At 35.0% G+C, this 22,554-nt stretch carries 24 protein-coding genes and 1 pseudogene; 21 read left to right on the top strand and 4 right to left on the bottom strand.

Annotated elements, in window-relative coordinates; translation table 11 throughout:
- Nucleotides 1-21 precede the first annotated feature (21 nt).
- The 9 genes and pseudogenes from ACFS3A_RS00495 (at nt 22) to ACFS3A_RS00535 (ending at nt 9,672) form a co-directional block, all read left to right on the top strand.
- Entirely contained in the window at nt 22-3,348 is a 3,327-nt protein-coding gene (locus tag ACFS3A_RS00495; RefSeq protein WP_379823192.1) for a DUF6443 domain-containing protein, read from the top strand.
- Between the two features lie 2 nt (nt 3,349-3,350).
- Entirely contained in the window at nt 3,351-3,881 is a 531-nt protein-coding gene (locus tag ACFS3A_RS00500) for a hypothetical protein (protein WP_379823194.1), read from the top strand.
- A 235-nt stretch (nt 3,882-4,116) separates the two neighbouring features.
- A complete protein-coding gene (locus tag ACFS3A_RS00505; RefSeq protein ID WP_379823195.1) occupies nt 4,117-5,043 on the top strand; it encodes a hypothetical protein in 927 nt (308 codons plus the stop codon).
- A gap of 141 nt (nt 5,044-5,184) precedes the next feature.
- A pseudogene (locus ACFS3A_RS00510) lies at nt 5,185-5,769 on the top strand (DUF416 family protein).
- A 195-nt stretch (nt 5,770-5,964) separates the two neighbouring features.
- The gene (locus ACFS3A_RS00515) at nt 5,965-6,927 is read left to right on the top strand and encodes a hypothetical protein (protein ID WP_379823197.1); all 963 of its coding nucleotides are present in this window, start codon (nt 5,965-5,967) and stop codon (nt 6,925-6,927) included.
- 80 nt (nt 6,928-7,007) lie between these two features.
- Nucleotides 7,008-7,748 carry a DUF6882 domain-containing protein gene (locus tag ACFS3A_RS00520; RefSeq protein WP_379823198.1) on the top strand — a complete coding sequence of 247 codons (741 nt, stop codon included), beginning with the start codon at nt 7,008-7,010 and terminating at the stop codon, nt 7,746-7,748.
- Between the two features lie 19 nt (nt 7,749-7,767).
- A complete protein-coding gene (locus ACFS3A_RS00525; protein WP_379823200.1) occupies nt 7,768-8,688 on the top strand; it encodes a tetratricopeptide repeat protein in 921 nt (306 codons plus the stop codon).
- 103 nt (nt 8,689-8,791) lie between these two features.
- Entirely contained in the window at nt 8,792-9,181 is a 390-nt protein-coding gene (locus ACFS3A_RS00530; protein WP_379823201.1) for a hypothetical protein, read from the top strand.
- A 44-nt stretch (nt 9,182-9,225) separates the two neighbouring features.
- Nucleotides 9,226-9,672: a hypothetical protein gene (locus tag ACFS3A_RS00535; RefSeq protein WP_379823203.1), complete on the top strand. Its 447-nt coding sequence runs from the start codon at nt 9,226-9,228 to the stop codon at nt 9,670-9,672.
- A gap of 60 nt (nt 9,673-9,732) precedes the next feature.
- Here the strand turns inward: ACFS3A_RS00535 and ACFS3A_RS00540 are convergent, their stop codons facing one another.
- Both ACFS3A_RS00540 and ACFS3A_RS00545 read right to left on the bottom strand, forming a co-directional pair.
- A complete protein-coding gene (locus tag ACFS3A_RS00540; protein WP_379823205.1) occupies nt 9,733-9,990 on the bottom strand; it encodes a hypothetical protein in 258 nt (85 codons plus the stop codon).
- A gap of 92 nt (nt 9,991-10,082) precedes the next feature.
- Nucleotides 10,083-10,490 carry a helix-turn-helix domain-containing protein gene (locus tag ACFS3A_RS00545; protein WP_379823206.1) on the bottom strand — a complete coding sequence of 136 codons (408 nt, stop codon included), beginning with the start codon at nt 10,488-10,490 and terminating at the stop codon, nt 10,083-10,085.
- Between the two features lie 174 nt (nt 10,491-10,664).
- Here ACFS3A_RS00545 and ACFS3A_RS00550 point away from each other — a divergent pair, with 174 nt between their 5' ends.
- From ACFS3A_RS00550 to ACFS3A_RS00570, 5 genes are all read left to right on the top strand, one after another.
- A complete protein-coding gene (locus tag ACFS3A_RS00550; protein ID WP_379823207.1) occupies nt 10,665-12,299 on the top strand; it encodes a hypothetical protein in 1,635 nt (544 codons plus the stop codon).
- An 86-nt stretch (nt 12,300-12,385) separates the two neighbouring features.
- A complete protein-coding gene (locus ACFS3A_RS00555; RefSeq protein ID WP_379823209.1) occupies nt 12,386-12,748 on the top strand; it encodes a hypothetical protein in 363 nt (120 codons plus the stop codon).
- A gap of 11 nt (nt 12,749-12,759) precedes the next feature.
- Complete coding sequence (locus ACFS3A_RS00560) at nt 12,760-13,293, top strand: hypothetical protein (RefSeq protein ID WP_379823210.1); 534 nt, start codon at nt 12,760-12,762, stop codon at nt 13,291-13,293.
- Nucleotides 13,294-13,457: 164 nt separating this feature from the next.
- The gene (locus ACFS3A_RS00565) at nt 13,458-13,850 is read left to right on the top strand and encodes a hypothetical protein (RefSeq protein ID WP_379823211.1); all 393 of its coding nucleotides are present in this window, start codon (nt 13,458-13,460) and stop codon (nt 13,848-13,850) included.
- An 11-nt stretch (nt 13,851-13,861) separates the two neighbouring features.
- A complete protein-coding gene (locus tag ACFS3A_RS00570; RefSeq protein ID WP_379823212.1) occupies nt 13,862-14,203 on the top strand; it encodes a hypothetical protein in 342 nt (113 codons plus the stop codon).
- Between the two features lie 554 nt (nt 14,204-14,757).
- Here the strand turns inward: ACFS3A_RS00570 and ACFS3A_RS00575 are convergent.
- Nucleotides 14,758-15,087 carry a hypothetical protein gene (locus tag ACFS3A_RS00575; RefSeq protein WP_379823213.1) on the bottom strand — a complete coding sequence of 110 codons (330 nt, stop codon included), beginning with the start codon at nt 15,085-15,087 and terminating at the stop codon, nt 14,758-14,760.
- A 24-nt stretch (nt 15,088-15,111) separates the two neighbouring features.
- Between ACFS3A_RS00575 and ACFS3A_RS00580 the strand changes: the two genes are divergently transcribed.
- Nucleotides 15,112-15,606: a hypothetical protein gene (locus ACFS3A_RS00580; protein ID WP_379823215.1), complete on the top strand. Its 495-nt coding sequence runs from the start codon at nt 15,112-15,114 to the stop codon at nt 15,604-15,606.
- A gap of 65 nt (nt 15,607-15,671) precedes the next feature.
- Here the strand turns inward: ACFS3A_RS00580 and ACFS3A_RS00585 are convergent, their stop codons facing one another.
- Nucleotides 15,672-15,989: a DUF6922 domain-containing protein gene (locus ACFS3A_RS00585; RefSeq protein ID WP_379823216.1), complete on the bottom strand. Its 318-nt coding sequence runs from the start codon at nt 15,987-15,989 to the stop codon at nt 15,672-15,674.
- A 153-nt stretch (nt 15,990-16,142) separates the two neighbouring features.
- On the opposite strand from ACFS3A_RS00585, the gene mobA reads away from it, so the two are divergent.
- From mobA to ACFS3A_RS00615, 6 genes are all read left to right on the top strand, one after another.
- A complete protein-coding gene (gene mobA, locus ACFS3A_RS00590) occupies nt 16,143-16,574 on the top strand; it encodes a conjugal transfer protein MobA (protein ID WP_379824349.1) in 432 nt (143 codons plus the stop codon).
- Nucleotides 16,571-17,866: a conjugal transfer protein MobB gene (mobB, locus tag ACFS3A_RS00595; RefSeq protein ID WP_379823217.1), complete on the top strand. Its 1,296-nt coding sequence runs from the start codon at nt 16,571-16,573 to the stop codon at nt 17,864-17,866. The genes mobA and mobB overlap by 4 nt, the downstream gene beginning before the upstream one ends.
- A 462-nt stretch (nt 17,867-18,328) precedes the next feature.
- Complete coding sequence (locus tag ACFS3A_RS00600) at nt 18,329-18,892, top strand: hypothetical protein (RefSeq protein WP_379823218.1); 564 nt, start codon at nt 18,329-18,331, stop codon at nt 18,890-18,892.
- A 4-nt stretch (nt 18,893-18,896) separates the two neighbouring features.
- A complete protein-coding gene (locus ACFS3A_RS00605; protein ID WP_379823220.1) occupies nt 18,897-20,567 on the top strand; it encodes a hypothetical protein in 1,671 nt (556 codons plus the stop codon).
- 166 nt (nt 20,568-20,733) lie between these two features.
- On the top strand, nt 20,734-21,651 hold the full coding sequence (locus tag ACFS3A_RS00610) for a tyrosine-type recombinase/integrase (RefSeq protein WP_379823221.1): 918 nt from the start codon (nt 20,734-20,736) through the stop codon (nt 21,649-21,651).
- A 10-nt stretch (nt 21,652-21,661) separates the two neighbouring features.
- Nucleotides 21,662-22,537: a tyrosine-type recombinase/integrase gene (locus ACFS3A_RS00615; protein WP_379823224.1), complete on the top strand. Its 876-nt coding sequence runs from the start codon at nt 21,662-21,664 to the stop codon at nt 22,535-22,537.
- The last annotated feature ends 17 nt before the right edge of the window (nt 22,538-22,554 follow it).

Raw genomic sequence — 22,554 nt, forward strand, 5'->3', positions numbered from 1 at the left:
AAAAGGTAAAATTTAATACTAATGAAACAATATATAGAAATTCTAATACTGTCATTGATCGTTTTTAGTGCCAAAGCCCAAACTTTCAGCGACGATAATTTCATTTATACCATAGCTCCTAAAAAAGCAGTTCAGTCAGCAAATTTAAGCTCTCTGGCCAAAGAGGAAATGACTCAGAACCTGACCTATTTCGACGGATTAGGTCGTTCTGTTCAAACAAGAGTGATTGGACAGGGAGGTAATGGAGAAGATCTTGTTACCCCCTTTGAGTATGACGGTTTTGGCAGGCAAGTAAAAGAATATCTGCCTTATGCTGTTGTAAATGGAGGGACTAATTATGGTCGAATCGACACCAATACGGCGATTAGTACATCAGGTTCCTTTTATAATGGTTTGTATGATAATGGTTCGAATTCTTTTTCAGAAAAACAATTGGAAAATTCGCCTTTTAACAGGGTCTTAAGACAAGCAGCACCCGGAACTTCCTGGGCCATGGATAGCGGTCACGAAATTAAAATAGAGTATCAGACCAATAAATCGTCTGATGCCATAAAATTATATAGTGCCTCAGCAACGTGGAATGCCGGCTCGGGGTTGTATGATATTTCATTTTCTGATGGAGGAACTTATGAGGAAAATGTGTTATATAAAACCGTAACTTATGATGAGAATACATCTGCCAGTCCTGCTGAAGGTTCCGGTTCTACGGTTGAATTCAAAAACAAGGAAGGGCAGGTTGTCTTAAAAAGAACCTACGATGGTGGAGAAAAACACGATACCTATTATGTCTATGATATTTATGGAAATTTGACCTATGTGATTCCGCCAAAAGCAGAAGGAAATATTGATTTTAATGTCCTAAGTGGTTTATGTTACCAATATAAATACGACGATAAAAATCGTTTGGTGGAGAAAAAACTACCGGGTAAACAATGGGAGTTTATCGTTTATGATAAACTGGATCGTCCTGTTGCTACAGGACCGGCGATCTCACCTTTTAAGGGAGAAAGTGCAATAGGCTGGATTATTACTAAATATGATGCCTTTGGAAGACCTGTTTATACAGGATGGAGAAATCAAACCTCTAATTCAGCTTCGCGTAAATCCCTTCAGGATGCACAGAACAGTGCAACGGTTTTATTTGAAAGCAAGCAGGCTTCGGGAACTATCGACGGAATCGAAACATACTATACTAATCAAATTGAGCCTGTAAGTTTTAATCTCTTAACGGTTAATTATTATGATAATTATGTATTTCCAAATGCACAGGTTTTACCTTCTTCAGTAGAAGATCAAATCGTTTTGCAAAATGTGAAAGGAATGGTCTCAGGAAGCTGGACAAGAGCTGTAACTACTGCATCTTCAACGGCAGGAGAGACCAATACTATATTTTATGATGACAAAGCGCGACCAATAAAAAATTATCTTCAGAATTATCTGGGAGGTTATACCTCAAGTGAGAGTAAACTCGATTTTGCCGGAAAAACATTGTATAGCATTACCAGACACAAACGTAGTTCCGGGAATGCAGAAATTATAGTAAGAGAAGAATTTACGTATTCAGGTCAGGATCGTCTTCTTACCCATACCCATCAGATAAACGGTGGAACAATTGAACTTTTGACTGACAATAAATATGATGCTCTGGGACAGCTTGAAAGCAAAAGAGTTGGAAACAATTTGCAAAAAGTAGATTTTAAATATAATATCAGGGGATGGCTCAAAGAAATCAATAATACAGCTAATTTGCAACAGGATACAGATACGGTAGATTTGTTTGCTTTTAAGATTAATTATGATGCTACTCAGACAGATGTATCGGGAGTAAGTCCATTGTACAATGGGAATATCTCTGAAACCTTATGGAAAACGGCTACCGATTTAAACGAAAGAGCCTATGGCTATAAATACGATAAACTCAACCGATTAAAAAATGCAGTTTATGAAAAGAACGGTATCACTACCAGCGCTTATGATGAAAACCTGACTTATGACAAGAACGGAAATATCAAAACCATAAGCAGAAAAGGAGATTACGACCCTCAGGTAGGAAACATCGATATTGATGATTTGGTATATACTTATCCGGCCAATTCCAATCAACTTACAAAAGTGACCGATAACTCGAATAACGTGAGTGGATTTAATGATGCCAATAAAACAGACGATGATTACAGCTATGATGATTATGGGAATATGATTACCGATAAGAACAAAAACATCACAGAAATTACTTACAATCACTTAAATTTGCCAAAGAAAATAACATTTGGAACCACCGGCAGTATTGAGTATATTTACACTGCAACAGGACAAAAAATTGAGAAAATTGTAACTGAAAATACAGTAACTACAACTACCAATTATTTGAACAGTTACCAGTACAAAGACAATGTTTTAGAATTCTTTCCGACAGCAGAGGGTTATGTGAAAAATGAGAATAATGCTCTTTCGTATGTTTACCAATACAAAGATCATTTAGGAAATGTTCGTTTAAGTTATACCCGAAATGCACAAAACGTTCCTGAAATTATTGAAGAGAATAATTATTATCCTTTTGGTTTAAAACATAAAGGATATAATGATTATTTGGCAACGGTGAATAAGTATAAGTACAACGGCAAGGAGCTCCAAGACGAGCTGGGGCTTGGTGTTTACGACTATGGTGCAAGAAATTATGATCCAGCGCTTGGTCGTTGGATGAATATAGATCCTAAGGCTGAAGAAATGCGTAGACATACACCGTATAATTATGCATTTGATAATCCTGTGTATTTTGTAGATCCTGATGGAATGAGTCCAACAGAAGGTCCAGGTCCGGGTCGCGGTGCTGCAATTATCGCTGCAGGTCTCGGTGGTGCTGCTGCGATATCAGTAGCTGGTGTAGGGCCACAAGGAATTGTTTTAGAACCCGCTGCGGGTGTGGTTGCTGTTGGTTCTCTTATAATCGGTGGTGGTGTGATGCTTTGGGATGCATTTACAGGTAGAGATAATTCTTCAAGTAGTAATGCAGATTATAATTCGGGTGCAGATAATAAGGAAACTAAAACCAAAACGGCACCAAATCCTGACGGGGCTAAAGGTAAACCCGATCACCAACAAAAAGTGAAAGATCTAGAGCAAAAAGCAAAACAAGATCACCCTAACGATGATGTGGTAACTGAAAAGAAAATTAAAGTAGAAGGTTCAAACAGAAGACCTGACGTTCAAGTAGTAGATAAAGAAACGGGTAAGACTAAAATGATATACGAAGCTGAAAGAAGACCAAAAAGTAAAAGAAATGTTGAACGTGAAGCGGAATATACTAAATTAAAAATACCACATGAAACACATAAAGTTGGTAATTAATTATGGCTCAATTTGAATTTTATATAAATGATAATGACAGAATAAAATTGGTAAATTTTATTCTGTCTAAAAGAACAAATATTATTCCAGATCTTTTATACGAAAGTAAAAAATATAGGATTTTGGAAGATACCGAAGATTTCAATAACTGCATGAAAAATAGAGATATTAGATATTTTTTATTAGACTCTAGTTATGCTAGTGAAGATCTTAATTTTTTAGAAGTATTAATTGAAAATAAGACTAAGTATAAAATAAGTCAAAGAGTTGGTGGCCCCTATTTAGATTTAGTGTTCTATTTAGGACACGCAGAGGATTCGACAATACCATATAAGCGTAGCGAGTTGGATTTCTATTCAAAATTTATCCATCTAAACAGCACGGATGAGTTTAAAGCATCCGTAGAGTTAAAAGCATATTACTCACAAATTGTTAAATTCATAAAAAGTCAATGCCGATCTGTCAAAAAAAACGGAAAAAATTATTGGATCAGTAATGAGGTTTTACAAGAAATAAGTATTGATTTAGATTAGAGAAACGATAACGAAATTTTTAGAAAAGGGTGACATATGATCGCCCTTTTTTAGAATATTGGAATATACTTTAGGTTTGAAATTAGAAAATAAATGAGGTTGTAACATTAAATTGATAGTAGAATATTGAACTTTATTATCTTTAGAATTAATTTATGAATCAGTGCAAATAAAGACTAGTAGACAGCTAATTAATAAATAACCTAATCATTTAACATCTGAATGACAATTTACAATGAGCATATTTGATATATTTAAAAAAAAACAAGAATACGAACTTCCCCAAATTTATAAAGGAATAATTAGTAAAGATGATTATAATATTATTTTGGATTTCTCATTACTTTACCATAAAGAGCAGAATTTATTAGTTTCTAAAATTGATGAGGGAGAAATTGTGATTGAAATTAATAATGAAATTCAACATCGTTATTTGGACAATTTGGTTAGAGTCCTATCGGGTAATGAAAAGCTAAAATGGAAAGAAATAATTTTCGATCATTTTAATAAATTAAAGTATAATAACTCAGCTTTTGAATATTTATACAAAGACTTCGAATACGCCTCTCAATTTTTAAGGGTTTTGATAAAAGGAAATAACTTTAATTTAGGTGATGATATTTCAAATTATGTTCATAGAATTGATTTTCCCGATACTAATACCTTTTTAGTTTTAGAATTCGAAGAACAATTTCATTATATCTTAAAAGATGAAATTTTGGAATGGGAAAAAACAGAGAATGAATTGTTTGAAACTGCTTTAGAAAATATTCCACAAGATGAAATTGAAATTAAAGTATATGAGTTTGCTGAAAAATTTAAAGTATTTTCTTTTACGAGTGGTGATTATTCATCTTCATTTATGATTAATTTGAAAAATAAGGCTGATTATGTAATTGGAAATTTTGGAAGTTTAGTTGCTATTCCAACTAAAGGGACTGCATTGGTTTATCCAATTGAAACAAATAACATTCTTGAATTAATTGAAGTAATAGATCCCACGATTGAGAAATTTTATAATGAAGACCCAGGAAATATAACTCAAAATTATTATTGGTTTCACAATAACAAATTTCGTTTATTCTCAACAGGAACCGACGAGGATAAAAAATTTATAAAATTGCCAGAAGCATTATCCGAAATGTTTGCTAACAAACTTTAGTTTAAAGAATGTTTATCCAAATGGACAAAATTATACGAGGTTATAATTTTAAATATTCGGATAATGAAAGATAGGTAAGACATATTATTAATTATTTAAGGAGGGATAATAAAAAGTGCAAACTTATTTAGTTACAAAAATATGATACAACAAAAATTACTTTTGTTAAATGACGAGAAAAAAATTACATTTTCACTATTGATATGTGAAAGGCTTTTACCTAACTATGTTTATTTTTCTAAAAAATATAGCTGCGGTAATCCATCGGAACTAAATAATATAATTTCAATTTTATATTAGAATTTACTTGAAAAGATTGAAGATCCTAATATTGATAATTATATAGATACTGTTAAAGCGATTATTCCAGATACTGAGGATTATAGTACTATATTAGTCTCTTTTGCTTTAGATGCTTGTACATCAATATTGAGTACTTTATATTTTTTACAAGATAAAGAAACAGAAAATATTGTCGATGTTTCGACTTATGCAACAGATACTGTTGATATGTTTATTCAGGAACTTGATGATTTAGATATCAGTAATCCTAATTTAGAATCATTGATTTGGGAAAATTCGTTTATGCAAAATGAGATAAAAAGGCAGGCAAATGTCATTGATTATTTAAATAGTATAGAATCAGTAGCGGAAAGGGATTTAGAAGTAATGAGACAAATTGTTAAAGATGATATTATCGACGTAAGTTTGTTGAAAGAGATATAGATCGGTATTGGTTTTGCCAACCAAGACAAAACAAAACAAAAATTAAGGGTGTATTTTTACACCATTAATTTTTGGAACAGTTTTATTAGATATTTATCAAATAATTAAATATATCCATCACAGATAAAAACGAAATTGATAGTGGATAGAATTAAATAATGCAATATTAAATAATGGAGGTCAACAGTGGTTAAGATGCTAAAATTATTAATTAATAAAAAAAATATGTTTTCATTTTTTAATAGAGGAAATACCAAGCCAGATATACCAAACTGGGCTAGTTTTTTTGAAAATTCAGAATATTCAATATTCATATACGAAATTGAAAATTATTTCAATAAGCTAAAGATTCAATTTGAAGTTTATGACGGAATTATAATAACAAGTCAAAACGAATTTGGATTAACTAATTTAGGATTAAGCAATGTTGCTCAAATCTGCAAACAAGATCAACCTAAAAATTATAAAGTGATAATAAAGGATCACTTTAATTCACTGATTGAAGCAAATAAATTTGAAATAGAATTTGAAAAAAAAGTAGACAACTTTGATGAAGTTAAAAAATATATTGGAGTAAGATTATATAACGAAGAATATGTTGATTATACTGGAAAAGAGTTTATAATTGGAAAAGAATTTGAAGGAGATATTTATTGTATGATTGTATTTGATTTTCCTCATAGCATTTCAAGTATAAAACCAGAACAAATAAAAAACTGGGGAAAATCTATAGGGGAGCTTTTCGAAATTGGAATACAAAATATTAGAGAAAAATATCCACTTACAATAACAAAAGAAGATTTTAATACGTTCGACATTTGGTTTGTTAATTCCGATCATTTTTTTACGCCAAACATACTATTTGATGTAGAAAACCTCAAAAAGCTTAGTGGCAGTAATGGTCTATTAATTGGAATTCCTCATAGACATTCGGCAATAATATATCCAATTGAGAATTTAGAAATCATAAAAGCTATGAATGGAATTTTTCCAGCAATTCATAATATGAACATTGAAGGGCCTGGATCTCTTAGTAATAAAGTTTTTTGGTATAAGGATGAAATTTTTACTGAAATTCCATATAAAATTGAAGATGGGAAATTGCAATTTTTTCCTCCAGAAAACTTTCTAAAAATGCTAAACGAACTAACTACTTAAATAAAAATACGGACTTAGGTACCTCTCTAGCCTTAAGTTACGGCAGGCTTAAGGACAAAGCTACACAAAAACGTTATAATATGGACTACAAAGATTTTTTAACAAATTGTTTTGGAGAATTAGAAAAATTGCAAGATAATTTAAATAAGTCTTATGATATTAATTCTTATACAAGGTGGGAGTATGACCAGCCTAGTGGTATTATAACTCTTTCTAAAGCTGATAAAATTATTAATTTCAGATATTATCAAGTAGGAACTTTTTCAACAGAATTAAAAACTTGGAAATGGTCTTGGGACAATGAAAATACATCAAAAAATGTAGCCGTTGATATTGAAAAAATTAGAGGTTTTGGAATTGCAAATGAGTATGAGAATTTAATTAATGGAGAATTTACTTCGTACGAAGAAATAGGATGGGAATTATCTTCTATTTGTTGTAATTTAATTGGAGGTATTGGCGTATATAGACCCGTTATTGATCATTTAAAAATTCACATTGTACTAACCGAAGTAATTGATAACGATTTAGCAGAAAGGGAAAAGACTAAATATGTTGATTGTGAAAATCATGACAGAAGAAGAAGAGCATTTATCTGTCAGCATTTAAAAGAAGGAAGCAAAAATGGATTTGAAGAATCTTTTGAAACATATGAAGACATGGAATTTGAGTATGAAGATGATGATTTTGTGGCTTGGTGTAACGACTGTGAAAAAGTAAGAGATGAAGAAGATAGTTTATCCGGAAAATGTTGGGAAGAAGGCAAATTTAAAATTGTTTGTGAAAAATGTTATTTCAAGATTAAGGAAAGTAACATCTAAAAAGCACTTTATATTTGACATGAAAACCTATATTCTGATTTTATTAGTATTGTTTAAAACCTTGACAGCTGAAGGGCAAAAGAAAATGGAAAATAAATTTATTACTTGGAATAATTTTGTAGATGGATTCGGTAAAGAAATGGTTTACGCTGAAGATGTTTTTAAAAACATGGTTAAAAGTGGATTGAAAGACCATTGCTTAACCAAAATGGATTTCACTTTTATTTCAGACAATCAGGAAAATCTAATCCGATTAGCGGAGTTTCTAATATCCCATTATCCATACACAGTGCAGGAAGTGAAGAAATATGGATCCCTGTGGGAAATAAACGGAGAGACAAATGAAATGCCGATCACGGAAGATAATTTAATGTATTGGTGTCTGGATATGTATAAAAGAGGCTATGAATTTGATTCAACTCTAGACGCTTATGGAGGACTTTTTGACCCTAAAGATCCCAAACTTCCAGACTTAGACTCTTCAAAAGCAGATTACTATTTTGATAAAGGAGTTGAATGTTATAATAATGGAGATTTAAGTGGTTCTTTAATCAATTGGTCATTAACTATCGCGATTAATTCAAAAGATCAAAATGCTTATTACTCAAGAGCAATCGTGAAAAATGAATTGTATACTTGGAAATCAGCACTTAAAGATTATGATAAAGCTTTAGAAATAGCACCAAAATTTGCAAGTGCCTTAATAAACAGAGGCGGGCTTAAAGATGAAAATGGAGATTATCAAGGGGCAATTGCTGATTATCAGAAAGTATTGCAACTCGATGATTCAGAGATTGAGAATAAACAACAAGCATATTTTAATCTTGGTAATACAAAATTCAATTTAAAAGATAAAAATGGAGCTTGCGAAAATTGGAAAAAAGCATTGGAACTTGGTGCTGAATATGCTAAAGGTAAAATTGACGAATATTGTAAATAACAAAGTCAATAAAATATTGATTCAAAATCCTGTGAATTTTTATTGGAATGATTATGAGGTTAATTTATATCAACGGACGGATAAATGAAAAAGATTATTAATTATGTTCTATAACTACGATACACCCGAAAAAGCAATAATTTCTTTAGAAAATGCATTTTCTAACAAGGATATTGTAAATGTGGTTGCTTCTAAAGATTTTGAAGCAGAAGCAAAAATAGTTTTACAAAGAACAAATGTGGAGCTAAATGAAGAGACTATTGATTTGACTGCTAAATTACTTGAACTATCACTTGTTGAGTACATTCTAAATAATGGGTTTCCTGATTTTTCTATGGTAAAAAGGCAATTTTCTGAATTAAGTGAAATAGATAATGATTTGTATTTCATCGAGGAAACATTAATTTACGAGGATGGTAAAACTTACAGCAATATAATTTTTCTAACAGTTGAGGATAACAAATGGAAAGTAGCGATGAATGAGGAAAAATAATTGTTGAAATTACTCATAATTTTCTAAATATATACCAAACAAAAATGAAACATAAATTTACATTGCTTTTAATTTTAGTATCAATGACGCAGTTTGGACAAACAAAAATGGAATTTGAAGGCGACAAAATAAAAGTTTCTTTTGGCAAAAATATTGACAGCGAAAAAACAGCTATAAAATTCACTCAAGGAACTTGGAATGTAACCTTATACAGTTTATTTGAAAATAACCAAATCGTTGAAAATGCTTTCCCTTTAGAAGCTGGAATTTATAATCTGATTATCACTTATTCAAACGATCTATATTACAGTGAGATAGCATTGTATAGGATGTCACCTAAAAAGGAAAAAATATCCTTCGATTTTTATGAAGCCTGCGGAAAAATATTTTGCCGAATAAAATCTGATTATGCTCAAGAATTGAATAAAGAAATTGTTATGAATAAGTTTGACAATGAAATCCAAGAAATCATAAATTCTGTAAAAGATTAGTCTTTACTTGTTTGAAATATATTCCAAATAACGTCTTTATATAAACGATATTGAAAATTGTTACTTAATTGTACTTAGTAAAGTAATAATGTCATTTACGTTGTGAGAAGAAATATAATCTAATATATAATTTTCTGCTTGTTTTTTTAGGTCTGCCGAAGTTGAAAAAGTATTAACATAGAAACCTTCATTTTCATCTTCAATATGAATAATTTCGGTATAGCCTTTAGTAATTAATGTCCCTTTTAGTTTTAATAATTTAAGCTCACTTTCGCTGTCAATTTCTTTCTTTACTCTAAGCTTTATAGTTTTATTCATGGTATTTCATTTTATAATTTATGCAAATATTTAGCAACAAAAAAGAGACTCGAAAGTCTCTTTTTGGAATTAATATATCTTTTATAAAAGCATCATTTTGCTTTTAATAATTTTTCCAAGTATTCGACCTTATCTTTTTCTGCCTGAACCAAGCGCTCGTAAAGTTTGATCTGCTGTTCGTGGGATTCGATTAATTTATCTAAAGGATTAAAATTGCATACATTATTTGCAAAAGTATTATTGCCTGAATCATTAAAAGTATTAAAATAATTAAACACACCTTCTTCAGAAAAATTCTTAATTGCTTCGACGCTTACACCCAATGCTTTTGCTACTTCGATTAGTTTTTCTTCTTCAATCGTTTCACTGTTTTCCATAATAGAAATCGCCTGCTGGTTTGTTCCCATAGCCTGTGCCAGTGCCTCCTGTTTCATGTCTTTCAGTTCACGGATACGGCTGATTTTACGCCCCATGTGATTTGGTTTTGTTAATGTACTCATAGCTCAAAGATAATAATTAAGAATAAAAAAGTAAGTCTTATGTATGATATAGAAATTTTACTGTACGGTATGATACAAATTGATACGGTACAGTACGACTAATCACTTACTTGCCTGTGTGTTAGACAAAAATACAATTTTTCACACAAAGTATTAATTAAAAAATGAAAAATTATGAGTGAAATTCAATTTCAAAAGCAGAAAGAATTGGAGAATGCCGTGAGAGAGCTCCAATCATTTATTGACATTACGGCGGTCACTCTGCATCAGGCAGAGACAGCGGGTAAAAACGGTTATATACTTACCATAATCTTAAGGGAAGATTCACAGCAGATTGCATCGGAAATGTATGCTTGGGCAGATAAGGTTTTGAAAAAATATCCATCCGTACCCTATGTGATTATAAATCTATGGGATGTACTGCATCGTTTAAAAAATGGGAACCTGTATTATTTAAAATGGTATGTATCAAGTATAAGCCTGTTTAAAAACGATGAGTTTGATTTTAAAATCAAAAAAGATATTCCACCCGTATCGGCACTTTTAAAAAAAGCAGTAAAGAAATACAATCAGCACTCAGCTGAGGCAGAATCTCTCAGAAGGGGCTCACAGCATTATGAAGGCACAAACAATCATGGTCTCGCACTCTATACAATCCATCAGGCCATAAACCTGCTTTTTGGCTGTATAGGAGAACTGGTGATGGGAAAAAAGCATTCCGAATATTATATTTTCCATCATCTGAGCATTATTATAGATTTTGCGCCGGTTATGGCTAAAATTTTTGATGCTGAAAATAAGAATGATCTGGAGATTGCAAAACTTATGGATGAAGCAAGAATTAACTTTCCATATTCCGGCGATTTAAAGATTAAAAAAGACAAGGTAAAAGTAGCGCAGAAGAAACTGAGCCAGATTTTAAAAGAAGCCAAGAAAATCTTTCAGGAACAGCTTTCATACTGCGAGCAGAAAGCTGTCAGCTTTTCTGAGCCTGAAAAACTTGAAGAACAGCCTGAAACTGAAATTTGTGATTTCGAAAAGATTATCAGCACTGCTGTTACCGCATATCTTAAAACCGAAGCATTATATTGTTTTAATAAAGTCCAGGCTTCTGCACTGCATTATTACCTGCTGGTATTTGTCAGCGAGAATAAAGCTAATGCGGTTCATGATCTGGCAGGAATCATCAAAAGCAGAACTAAAGAAAAGTGCACTGCAACCCTTTTAATCCATACTATTTCCGAGTTTCATAATGCAACGGGAGACCAAAAGCATTTCTTTTCTGATATTGTTTTAAACGGCACTCTTTTATTTAAAGTTGAATCGGCGGTATTGGAAGCCAAATGCCTTCCATTGCGAAATATGTCTTCTGCAAAAGAATACCTGTCTTACAGAAATATTATTGTAAATAATATGGAAAGCTGGCAGGAAGATTACGACTGGGCATGCTATGCGCCTTTGAAAGCACTGATGCTCCATACCATAGCAGAGCAGATCTGTCTTGGAATGATCCGCCTGTTTATGGGGTATTCTCCAAATCATTTTTCCCTTTCTTATCTATTAGAAATCTGCGGTCATTTTAACCCTGAAATAAGCAGTTGCTTTCCGAGGGTTACAGAACAGGACAGAAACCTGTTTACGATATTAAACAGATCATATGCTTCTCTGAGATACAGCGGTGCAGATACTTTTTTAGAAAAAGATATGGAACTTCTGCAGGATCGATGCAATGATTTTGGCAGTTTCTGCACAGCTGTTGTAAAGGATGAATTAGCACGCATTGAGAATCTTATTTCGGCTGAACTTTAAACAAAAACAGATGCAGTAGCAGATAAGTGAAGTAAAAACAATGTATCAGCAGTACGCTGAGCAGACCAAACAAATATTTAAAGAATATGGAAACCAATGAAAATAAAAAGGCGGATGATTTTATCAAAGAACTGAAAAGCAGTTTTTATTTTAGAACATTGACCCCGCAGAACGAGAAAGACGGCATTTACCATGCCGGCATAAAATTTACGAGCTACATAAAGCTGATTTTTACAGTACAGGATCTGCTCAAAATAGCGCTTCACACGCTGGAGAATTCCGATCTTGAAAATTCCAGCCAGATTGAGGATCCCGCTTTCCATCTTACGAGCATTCTGGAAATTGCGATACAGCTCCTGCCCTGCAGTGAGGCGGAAGGACTGGATAAACTGCACAAACTTTATTTAGAGATCAATAAGGAAAGTAAAAATGAACAAATGGATAATTAATCTTTTAGATCATGAAAAAGAATAAAAAAAACTTTGAGACCAAGTTCTGGGCTGGGTTTGAGGCTGGAAATCCATTTGAGGCATCTGATGCCCTCTTTGATTTTGCGCACCTTGACTACTACAAGCGAAATTTAACGCAGGCAGTGATTTACAGCTTTAAAGAAGAAATCTGTAGTAATAATACGCCAAGCGAGATTTTTATCTTCTACAAAGCAATAGGCTCATTTTTGAAAATATATTACAGCCTTCATAAAAAAAGCAGTAAATGGAAAGTGAAAGAGCCGGTTCGAACAGAAGATGTGTTTCATCTCACTTCGCTGACAAAAGAAGAATATGACAATCCTTTCACAGTATTTCAAAAGGCATTTGCAGAAACCGCTTTTAAGGATTTTGAATTTTTCCTCGCTGAAATAATAAATCTTTCCCTGTCTCCATGTAAAGAAGACTGGAACATTGATCTTATGAGCCCGTATATCCATTTAATTAAAATGCTTGATGCTGGAGAGCTTATGCGTGAAAGAGGTCTTGAAAAAATAAAAAAATGAGACGACTTAGAGAAAATATATACGTTAAAGCAAAAAAATGTCTGCACATTTATAGGGTGTATTAATATGTTGATGGTTAGTGTTTTATTGCGATTAGCTGGCTGTTTTGAATATGTTGAACTAGTATAAAATGATAAAATTAATAATGTGTAAATTATGATATTATGAAAAATGAAAAAGATATAAGATTGGATGATTTCATTGAAGAAATTACCACGTACGCTTATTTTACTACTTTGAAACCTAATAATAAAAAGGATAATCAATTTAATGCCAATATAACTTTTGGGAGATATTCTGATCTGCTGGGTTCAATAAAGGATTTGTTGAAAATTTGTCTGCATACCCTTTATAATAGTGAAAGTCAAAATTCAGGACAGATTAAAAATCCCACGGTTCACATGATAAGTGTTTTGGAAATGGCAGTGCAACTGATTCCCTCTACCGAAGGAGAAGCGCTCGACGCTGTGCACGCATATGTATTGGAATCTGATAAGGATAAGGATAAGGATAAGGAATCTGATAAGATACTCGAAGATAATCAAACACCAGCTTAAAAATAAACGTTATGAAAAAAAATAAAATCAAATTAAGAGATATTGTTGAGAATCCTGAACATTATTTTGTAATGCTTGAGCCTGCGTCAAAAACAAGAAAAGATATATACAATCTGAGCATAAATGTTAGTGGATATTCTGATCTTTTTACCATGATTATGGATTTACTAAAAGCAGGTATGCTGGCTTTAGAGGGAATTGAAATAAGTGAGAATAATCACAAGCAGACAGAAAGATATGTTTACAGTCTTCTGAAAGTAATTGAAATGATGATTCCATTAGAAGAAGGAGATCTGCTGGACATGCTTCACAGCAGATATTTAAAAGAAAATAAGAAAATCAGTGCGGACTGATTCAGGACTAATTGTAATTTAAAAAAAGCCGACTTCGGAGGATTTTTCCAGTCCCGCAGGGCAAGTTGTTTTGAGATGCTGAATTCATTTCAAGCATCTCAAAACACAACTTGCTATTTTCTCTCGAAAATATTATTACAGATGGATTTTAATTGAAAAGGGCTCGAAGCCCTTTTTTTTATGTGTGGTTAAAAGTAATTTGTTTTAAGGATAGGCATTTTGTTCAGACCTGCATGATAAAGCCATATTATTGAAATGAAGTGCACAGAGATAGTTTTCAATAATCTATCTATATCTCTTTGGACAGGTATGCAGGCATTCAGTCACGCCTGCATGCAAAGATTCAGGTATTCAGATGTTCAAGACTGCATGACTTCATGCATTCACATATTCATGCAATCATGTATTCACATATTCATGCAACCATGCAACCATGCAATCATGTATTCAGGTATTCATGTATTCAGGTGTGCATGAAGGCATGTCCGCAGGTAAGCCTGCAGTCAGATATTCAGGAGTCCAATACTGCAGGCATGCTGTCAAGATTGCAGTCTTTATGGAAACAGCAGTGTTCTGGCAGTAAGAAGAAAAATTATTTTCTCAAAGAAAACAGAAAAACGGAAAAAAGAAAAAGAAAGCCGTTTCACTGGGCGGAATGCAGACAGACCAAAAGGAATCGGAATAAGTCCCGAAGGGCGGACTGTGAGGAACGAGCAGGGCGTTATGCCGAAGTCTTTTGGACAGGCTGAAGCATTCCGCCCTAACTTGGTTTTCTTTTTATTATTTCTTTGGGTAAAATATAAAATATCCAGTCCGTAATAAGTAATCCACCGCCTATTAATGCCTAAAAGAGCCAAAAACAAGAAGCATAAAAGATAAGGCATAACTTCTGCCTTAAAATTAAAATCATGAAAAAAGATAAGCACAAAGAAAAAGCGGAGAAAAAGAACAAAAAGAAAAAACAGGATCAGCTGATTACTGAAAAGCCTGAAGAAGAAGGGAAAAAGAGAGAAACCGCAAAGAAAGGCATCAGGCAGAGAAATCCGCTTATTGAGTTAGACAGGGGCGGAAACATTTTTACCAATTTCTTTTCTAATTTTTTCAGACAGCTGAGAAATCCGACAAACACGGGAGCGAGCAGGCTTTTAGCTAAGATGCTTACTGTTAAAATTGATGAAAAGGACAAGAAGGATGCAGAGAAACCTTTAAAGCCAGTGGATATAATGGGGCAGGTAAAAACGGTTCTGCGCCACGTGAACAACAGTAACAGTGATAATATCAGCCCTGCTGAAAAAGAATCGCTCAGACAGCGCACCAACCAGCCTTTAAGGCATGAGAGCAGACCAGAGATGAATGAACCAGAGCAGGAAAATAAACAGCGAAAGAACCGTTTGAAAATGTAGTTTTTGGTTAGAATGTTATGAGAAGACAGGCTTTTGTGAGCCTGTCTTCTGTTAATCAGGGAATGCTAAATCCAGTGATAGGGTTTGTCCTTTCGGTTCAGGTAACAGTACATTTCTTCCTTTTTGAGTTCAGGGAAAAACTTAAGAGCATCTTCAATGGCATAGTTGGGAAGAAAGTAAATTTCATCACGGACAGCGGTAATTACTTTTTCACGGCCGTAAAAGCGGACGATTTCATCGATCTGCTCCTGCGCTCCACGCTCTATAATGCGGGCAATTACCATTTTATAGGAGCGCTCCCAATTGATCGAATCATATACGAATTCCCAGAAAAATTTGGGATGAAGATTGGGGATTTTTTTATGTTTTTTTGCTTTTTTCATACTTTAAATATAGTGATTTTAAGCGGTTTATGCAATAAATAAAAGGGGTAATTGGACGTATAAAGGGCTGTTTATGAGGAAAAAGACATAAAAAAAAATGTTTTTTCAGTCAGATCAGATTTATAGTTTTTTAAAATGAAAGAGGAAGATATTATGGAAGAAAATAACAAAGCCCGACATCACAAAACAGGAAGACCGGCTAAAAATGATCCTGCCGTCCACCGCTATTCGATCAGCCTTACGGCAGAAGAAAATGCCCGATTCCTTTCCTTATTTGAACAGTCAGGCATGAACATAAAGGCGCACTTTATTACAGCATGTATTTTCCAGAAGGGCATCACAACTATAAAGGTTGACAAGACTGCAGTGCAATACTATATACGCCTGACTTCGTTATTCAGCCAGTTTCGGGCTGTAGGGGTTAATTACAATCAGGTCGTGAAGATCATGAACCGTAATTTTTCTGAAAAGAAAGCTCCTGTTTATCTGTACAAGTTAGTACAGCAGACATTGGAATTTGCTCTTCTGGCTCAAAAGATAATACAGCTCACAGCTGAATTTGAAGAAAAACACCTCAAAAAATGATAGCAAAAATAGGCAGAGGAAGCAGTCTGTACGGAGCATTAGCGTATAATTATCAAAAAGTTGAAAAAGAATGCGGACAGGTTTTGTTGACCCAGAAAATTATCGAAGCACCTGACGGAAGTTATGACATTCAACAGCTCTCCCGTTCTTTTGAATTACACTTATTGGCTAACAGAAAAACTGAAAAGCCGATACTCCATATCTCTTTAAATCCTGATCCGAAAGATAATGTAAGCGATACTGATTTTGAGAATATGGCACAGGATTATATGAAGCAGATGGGTTATGGAAATCAGCCTTTTGTAGTATTCAAACATACTGATATTGAGCGCACCCATGTCCATATCGTATCGGTCTGCGTGGACGAGGACGGCAGGAAAATATCCGATAAATTTGAAAAAAGACGTTCGATGGAAGTCTGCCGGACGCTGGAAAAACAGTACGGTCTTATATCAGCTTTAGAGAAAAAGCAGGAAGCGCATACACCAACATTCAAACCTGTTGACTATAAGGCAGGCGATATAAAAAGCCAGATGGCTTCAGTAGTGCGTTATCTCCCTAAATATTACCAATTCCAGACTTTTGGCGCATATAATGCCGTGCTTTCCCTTTTTAATATTACTGCCGAAGAAGTCAAAGGGGAGTATAACGGAATCCCCAAAAAGGGATTGGTTTATTTAGCATTAAATGAAAAGGGAGAAAAAGCAGGTAATCCCTTTAAGGCTTCGCTGTTTGGCAAAAATGCTGGTTATCTGCAGCTTCTTTCCCAATGCGACCAGAACAGAATAAAACTAAAGGACAGTCCCGTTAAGAGATCAGTTAAAGACAGGATCGAATCAATAATACGGACTGCATCAGACGAATCCGAATTTAGGAAAAAGCTAATGGAAGAAAGGATCAATATTGTTGTTAGGCGAAATGCGCAGGGTCGTATTTACGGCATCACTTTTATTGACCACAAGTCCCGCAGTGTGTGGAACGGATCAGAACTCGCTAAAAACCTTTCGGCTAATGTATTCAATGACTGGTGGAATAATGGAAATAAAGCAGATCTGCCTTTAAATAATAACACTGCTGAAAAGGAAACTTTTCCTGCAGATCGTCAGATCAGCCACCCACACAATTTGTCCGTCTTTTCAGGGAAGGAAGATACCTCTTACAGCGAGCAGGAAAACAATGTTATTGAAGTATTTGGAGGCTTAATGCCCCAAGGTCATGGAGAAGATTTTCAGGAAACAGCTTTTGCCAATCAGATGAAAAGAAAGGATAAGCGAAGAAAACCAAAGCTTTAATTATGTTTTTTGGAATGTGCAATCTGCATAAAATGTATGAAACACGATTTTCAATGTACCGTATATAAAGAATTGATAGGATACATTTTTGCGATTTTTTTAATTGCTGGTAATTAAAAAATGTAATCCCAAGTTATGTTACACACAATCCTTTTATTTTATCCAATAAGATCTCCGCCATGCGGGTTTTCTGAATTATGCAAGTCCTCTGCTGGATACACGCATTGATATCATTTATTCCTTATCTGCAAATCTGCAGAGTTATCTTCAGATCTAAAAACAAATTGTCTTGAACATTTTGACTTTAAAAGACAAATAGTGCCTGCAGTGGCTATACTGGAATAACCTCAAAAATGCATATTTATATTTACAGGAAGACTTTATGCTTCTTTGATATAATGCAGTACTGCCAAACGGCTTCGGTCGCCTTATCTCCGAAATAATGCAAAGCATTAAATATCTATGGAAACTTTAGAAACATTATTCCGCTCTTTTGAAACAGGCATCCGAAGTGCCAAAGCTTTGAAGCCCAAAGAATATCTCAAAAGCATCGGACTGGAGTATTCTGATCTTATGATCGGATTTAATTCAGGACAGTTCCACCACCGTAAAACACTTGAATCCAAAGACCAGTTTGAAAAACTGGGCGTAATTACCAAGAGTGATGCAGGAGTGCGGGATGATTCCTTTACGGCTTATACCGTCTTCGGACGATACGGGCTTATATTCCCCCTGCTGGACAGAGACAATACGATTGTAAATTATTTTGCGCTCCGTTTTGATCTAGACAGCCCCAAGGAGGAATATCTAAACCAAAAGGGAATTTATCCTGCATATCCGCATCCGCTTACCAGAAAGCTTTATCTCGCTCCGACAGTTATTGACTGCGCCAGTTTAATTCAGAGCAGAATACTGGATCAGAGGGAAGCAGTGATTGCACTTCATGACGGGGAACTGCTGGATGAACATATTGAAATTATTAAGTCATTATATGAACTGGAATCAATAGTAATCTTTAAACGCTGACAAGATGGAAAAGATCAGATTGCAAATGCAGGAGATAAGACCCGACGTTCCGCTTTCAATAGCGGAACTTCCCGAAGGACATACGCTGAATGATATGTGGGTCAATTATGGAACGGACGGAATATCTAATCTTTTAAAAAGCGCCAAAACAGAAAAAGCAGGCGAAACACTGCAGATTGTAAACGGCTACAAAATAAGCTACAAAGGACTCTCGGGGACTTTCTTCGTTCTGGGAAACCTTCCGATGGATTTAGGAAACCTGAGAATTTCTCTCCAGATCGTGGAATACAATATCAGGAGAAAACACAGGCTTAAAATCGATCTCTTTGATTTTAACAGCGTTCAGAGCCAGTGTACGGATTTATCCGAAAAGCACGGCTTTGATTATGAAAATCTGGAAAAAGATCTCACACAGCTTACCGATCTTCTCGAACAGCACCGTGAAGCACTTTTTGAGGCTGAGATCAACCCCATGACAGAGCGTTATGCTGAAAAGGAACTTACGCCTCAGGCACATGAAAATGCAGTTGCATTTCTGGCAAAACCAAAACTTCTGGAAAACATCAACAAGCTCTTGGAACAGAACGGAATTGTAGGGGAAGAAGAAAACAGGATCGTGATTTTTATTCTGGCATCCAGCTATAAAATGCCCTACCTGATGCACGGTCTAGTTCAGGGATCAAGCGGAGAGGGAAAAAGCCACCTGATAAACGGCATTGCAGGATGTATGCCTCAGGAGGACGTGATGAACATGACACGGATTACCAGCAAGTCACTTTACCATTACAGGGATAAGGAACTTATCAATAAGCTGATTATCATTCAGGATTTTGACGGACTTGATGAAGAGGCGCAGTATGCCTTCAGGGAAATGCAGTCCGCTAAGTTCTTGACCAGCTCCACGGTGGTAAAAGATATATTCGGCAATAACAGGGGAAGAATAAAACAGGTTCAGGCGCATTTTGCCAGTCTTACCACAACCACAAAAGCCGAAGTGTACTACGACAATATGAGCCGTTCTGTGATCTTGGGAGTTGATGAAAGCCAGGAACAGACTTTGCGTATTATTAAGAAACAGAACCAGAAGACAGCCGGACAGGACAGTACCGAGAAAGAAGAACAGGCAAAACAGCTTTTACGAAACGTGATGCGTGTGCTTAAATCCTATGAGGTTGTTAATCCATTTGCAGATAAACTCAGCCTTCCCATGGAAGCCCGAATGCTCAGAAGGCTGAACTCGCAGTTCCAGAACTTTGTTTCGCAGATCACGATTCTTCATCAGTACCAGAGAAAAACAGATTCTAAAGGGAGGCTTATCACTGATAAAGCAGATATTAAATCTGCCGTTGACATTTTCTTCAGTTCAATTATCATCAAAGTGGACGAGCTTGATAAAAGCACCAGACAGTTCTTTGAGAACCTGAAAGAATTTATAAAAAAACAGAAAGAGGGAACGTCAAAGAAATTCACTGCCAGAGAGATAAGACTGGGGCTTAATATCAGTAAAACGGCAACATTCCGTTACATGCACTTACTGCAGGAGCTTGAATACATTCAGGCTGTGGAAGGCTCATACAACAGGGGGCTGAAATTCTCCATTGCCTACTGGGATGATATGAGCAGACTAAAATCCCGAATCCGAAAGGAACTGCACCGCCAGCTTGAAGAGCTCTAAAAAAAACAGCGAAAACTAAAAAACGGAACACCACGGAACACCAGCGGAACACTGGAAGCCCAGAAAATACTGGCTATACGATACTGGCGTTCCGCGTTCCAGAAGGCGCACAAGCACAGGCTTTTAAAAAGCAGGGAAAAACGACATTAAATAAAAGAAAAATACAATGAAAAAAAATATTCAGTCTAAGGACTTTCAAAGGCTCGCAGGAGGATTTGACAAATTTGTGAAAGTCCGGAATTATAAACAGGGAAGATCAAATCTGTATAAAAACATCGTAACGGAATTTCTGGTCTGGCTGGAACAGTCAGGAGTCAGTAAAATCCAGAATGTAACTTCAAAAGAATCTGTAAAGTATTTAGAATATCTGGTTTCAAGACCAAAGAAAAGAGGGAACGGAGTTCTGGCAGAAAAAACAATCAAACTGCATCTTTTTGTGCAGGGGCTTTTTCAGGTTTACCTGCTTGAAAATAAAGAAATCCAGAACACTTATTATGTGCCTTCCATCAGCGGAGGAACACAGAAGCCCAGAAATATCCTCACAATAGAAGAAATAAAGCTGGTGTACCATCATGCGGAGAATGAAATGGAAAAAGCACTGCTCTCCATTGCCTACGGATGCGGGCTGAGAAGATCTGAAATAGCTAATCTTGATTTAAAAGATGTGAACCTTATCAAAGGAATGCTGGTGGTAAGACAGGGAAAAGGGAACAAAAGACGTGAAGTTCCCATGAGTGACACTGTTCTTCAGTACTTAACCAAGTATATCAGGAATGAGAGACCTGAAAGGCTTTCAGGTAAAAACCAGCATGAGGAAGCTTTTTTTATTAACAGCAGAGGCAGAAGATCAACAGGAGAAAACCTCAATGAGATTTTAAATAAAATGATCGAGCAGACAGAAAAATTTGAGCTTGTACAGAAAGAAATCACGCTCCACTGCCTGCGCCACAGCATTGCCTATCATCTGGCAGAGAATAATGCAGGGATTGATTTTATACGCAGTTTTCTGGGGCATACCCAGATCAATACCACCTACATCTATGCAGTACAGAATAAGAAAAGAAAACCGGTTGTAAATTTTTAAAACTAAAACAATGGAGAATCAGAAACCTGATCTTAGAAAATACCTCAGAGGAATACTCTCTGAATCGACGGCGGAAAGCTATCTCTACACCATTAATCATTTTTTGAAGACCAATCCAAAAGCAAAACGATACCAGTATAAGGACATTGTAAGGCACATGGATAAAGTAAGCGGGAAGCAGTCCAATGTGCAGTACAGAGTAAGAATCCTTTCAGCCCTTAAAAAGTATTATGACTATCTTGTGATGTACGGCTTTAGAAATGACCATCCCTGCAGAAAGTTGAATATAAAAATCAAAGGCAACCAGACTATTCAGGTTCAGGATCTTTTCAACAGTTCGGAATTACAGCTTTTAATGGAACGGGAGAACCGGTATAAGCATCTTGACATGAGAAACAATGTTCTGATTTCCCTTTTAATTTATCAGGGGCTTGCCAGCGATGAAATAGCAAGGCTGGCTTTAAAAGATATTGATCTGGACAACGGCACAATCTATATCAAGGGATCAGCCAATCTTAATAAAAGAACTCTGGAACTTGTGCCAAAGCAGATGATACTCTTTCATAATTACATAAATGAAACCCGTCCTGCTTTGTTGCGTGGCAGTACCGATAAATTCATATTGACCAAGCTTGGCAGACCTATTGCAGTGAACAGCATCCTTGCCATGATAGAGCCTTTGAGACCATTATTCCCTGACAGAAAACTAAATCCGCAGACCATCAGAATGAGCGTGATCTGCAACTGGCTCAATGAAAAAAACATTCCTCTGGAAAGGGCTCAGGAATTGGCTGGACATAAATGGCCGGGTACAACTGAGAAGTATATAAAAGTGAACAGTTCTCAGCAGAGAGAGTTAATAAATAGATATTTTCCTGTTATTTAATTTTATTACTTTTGGGA

Origin of the sequence: Flavobacterium notoginsengisoli (assembly GCF_042686225.1) — a bacterium.
GTDB classification, from domain to species: Bacteria; Bacteroidota; Bacteroidia; order Flavobacteriales; family Flavobacteriaceae; genus Flavobacterium; species Flavobacterium notoginsengisoli.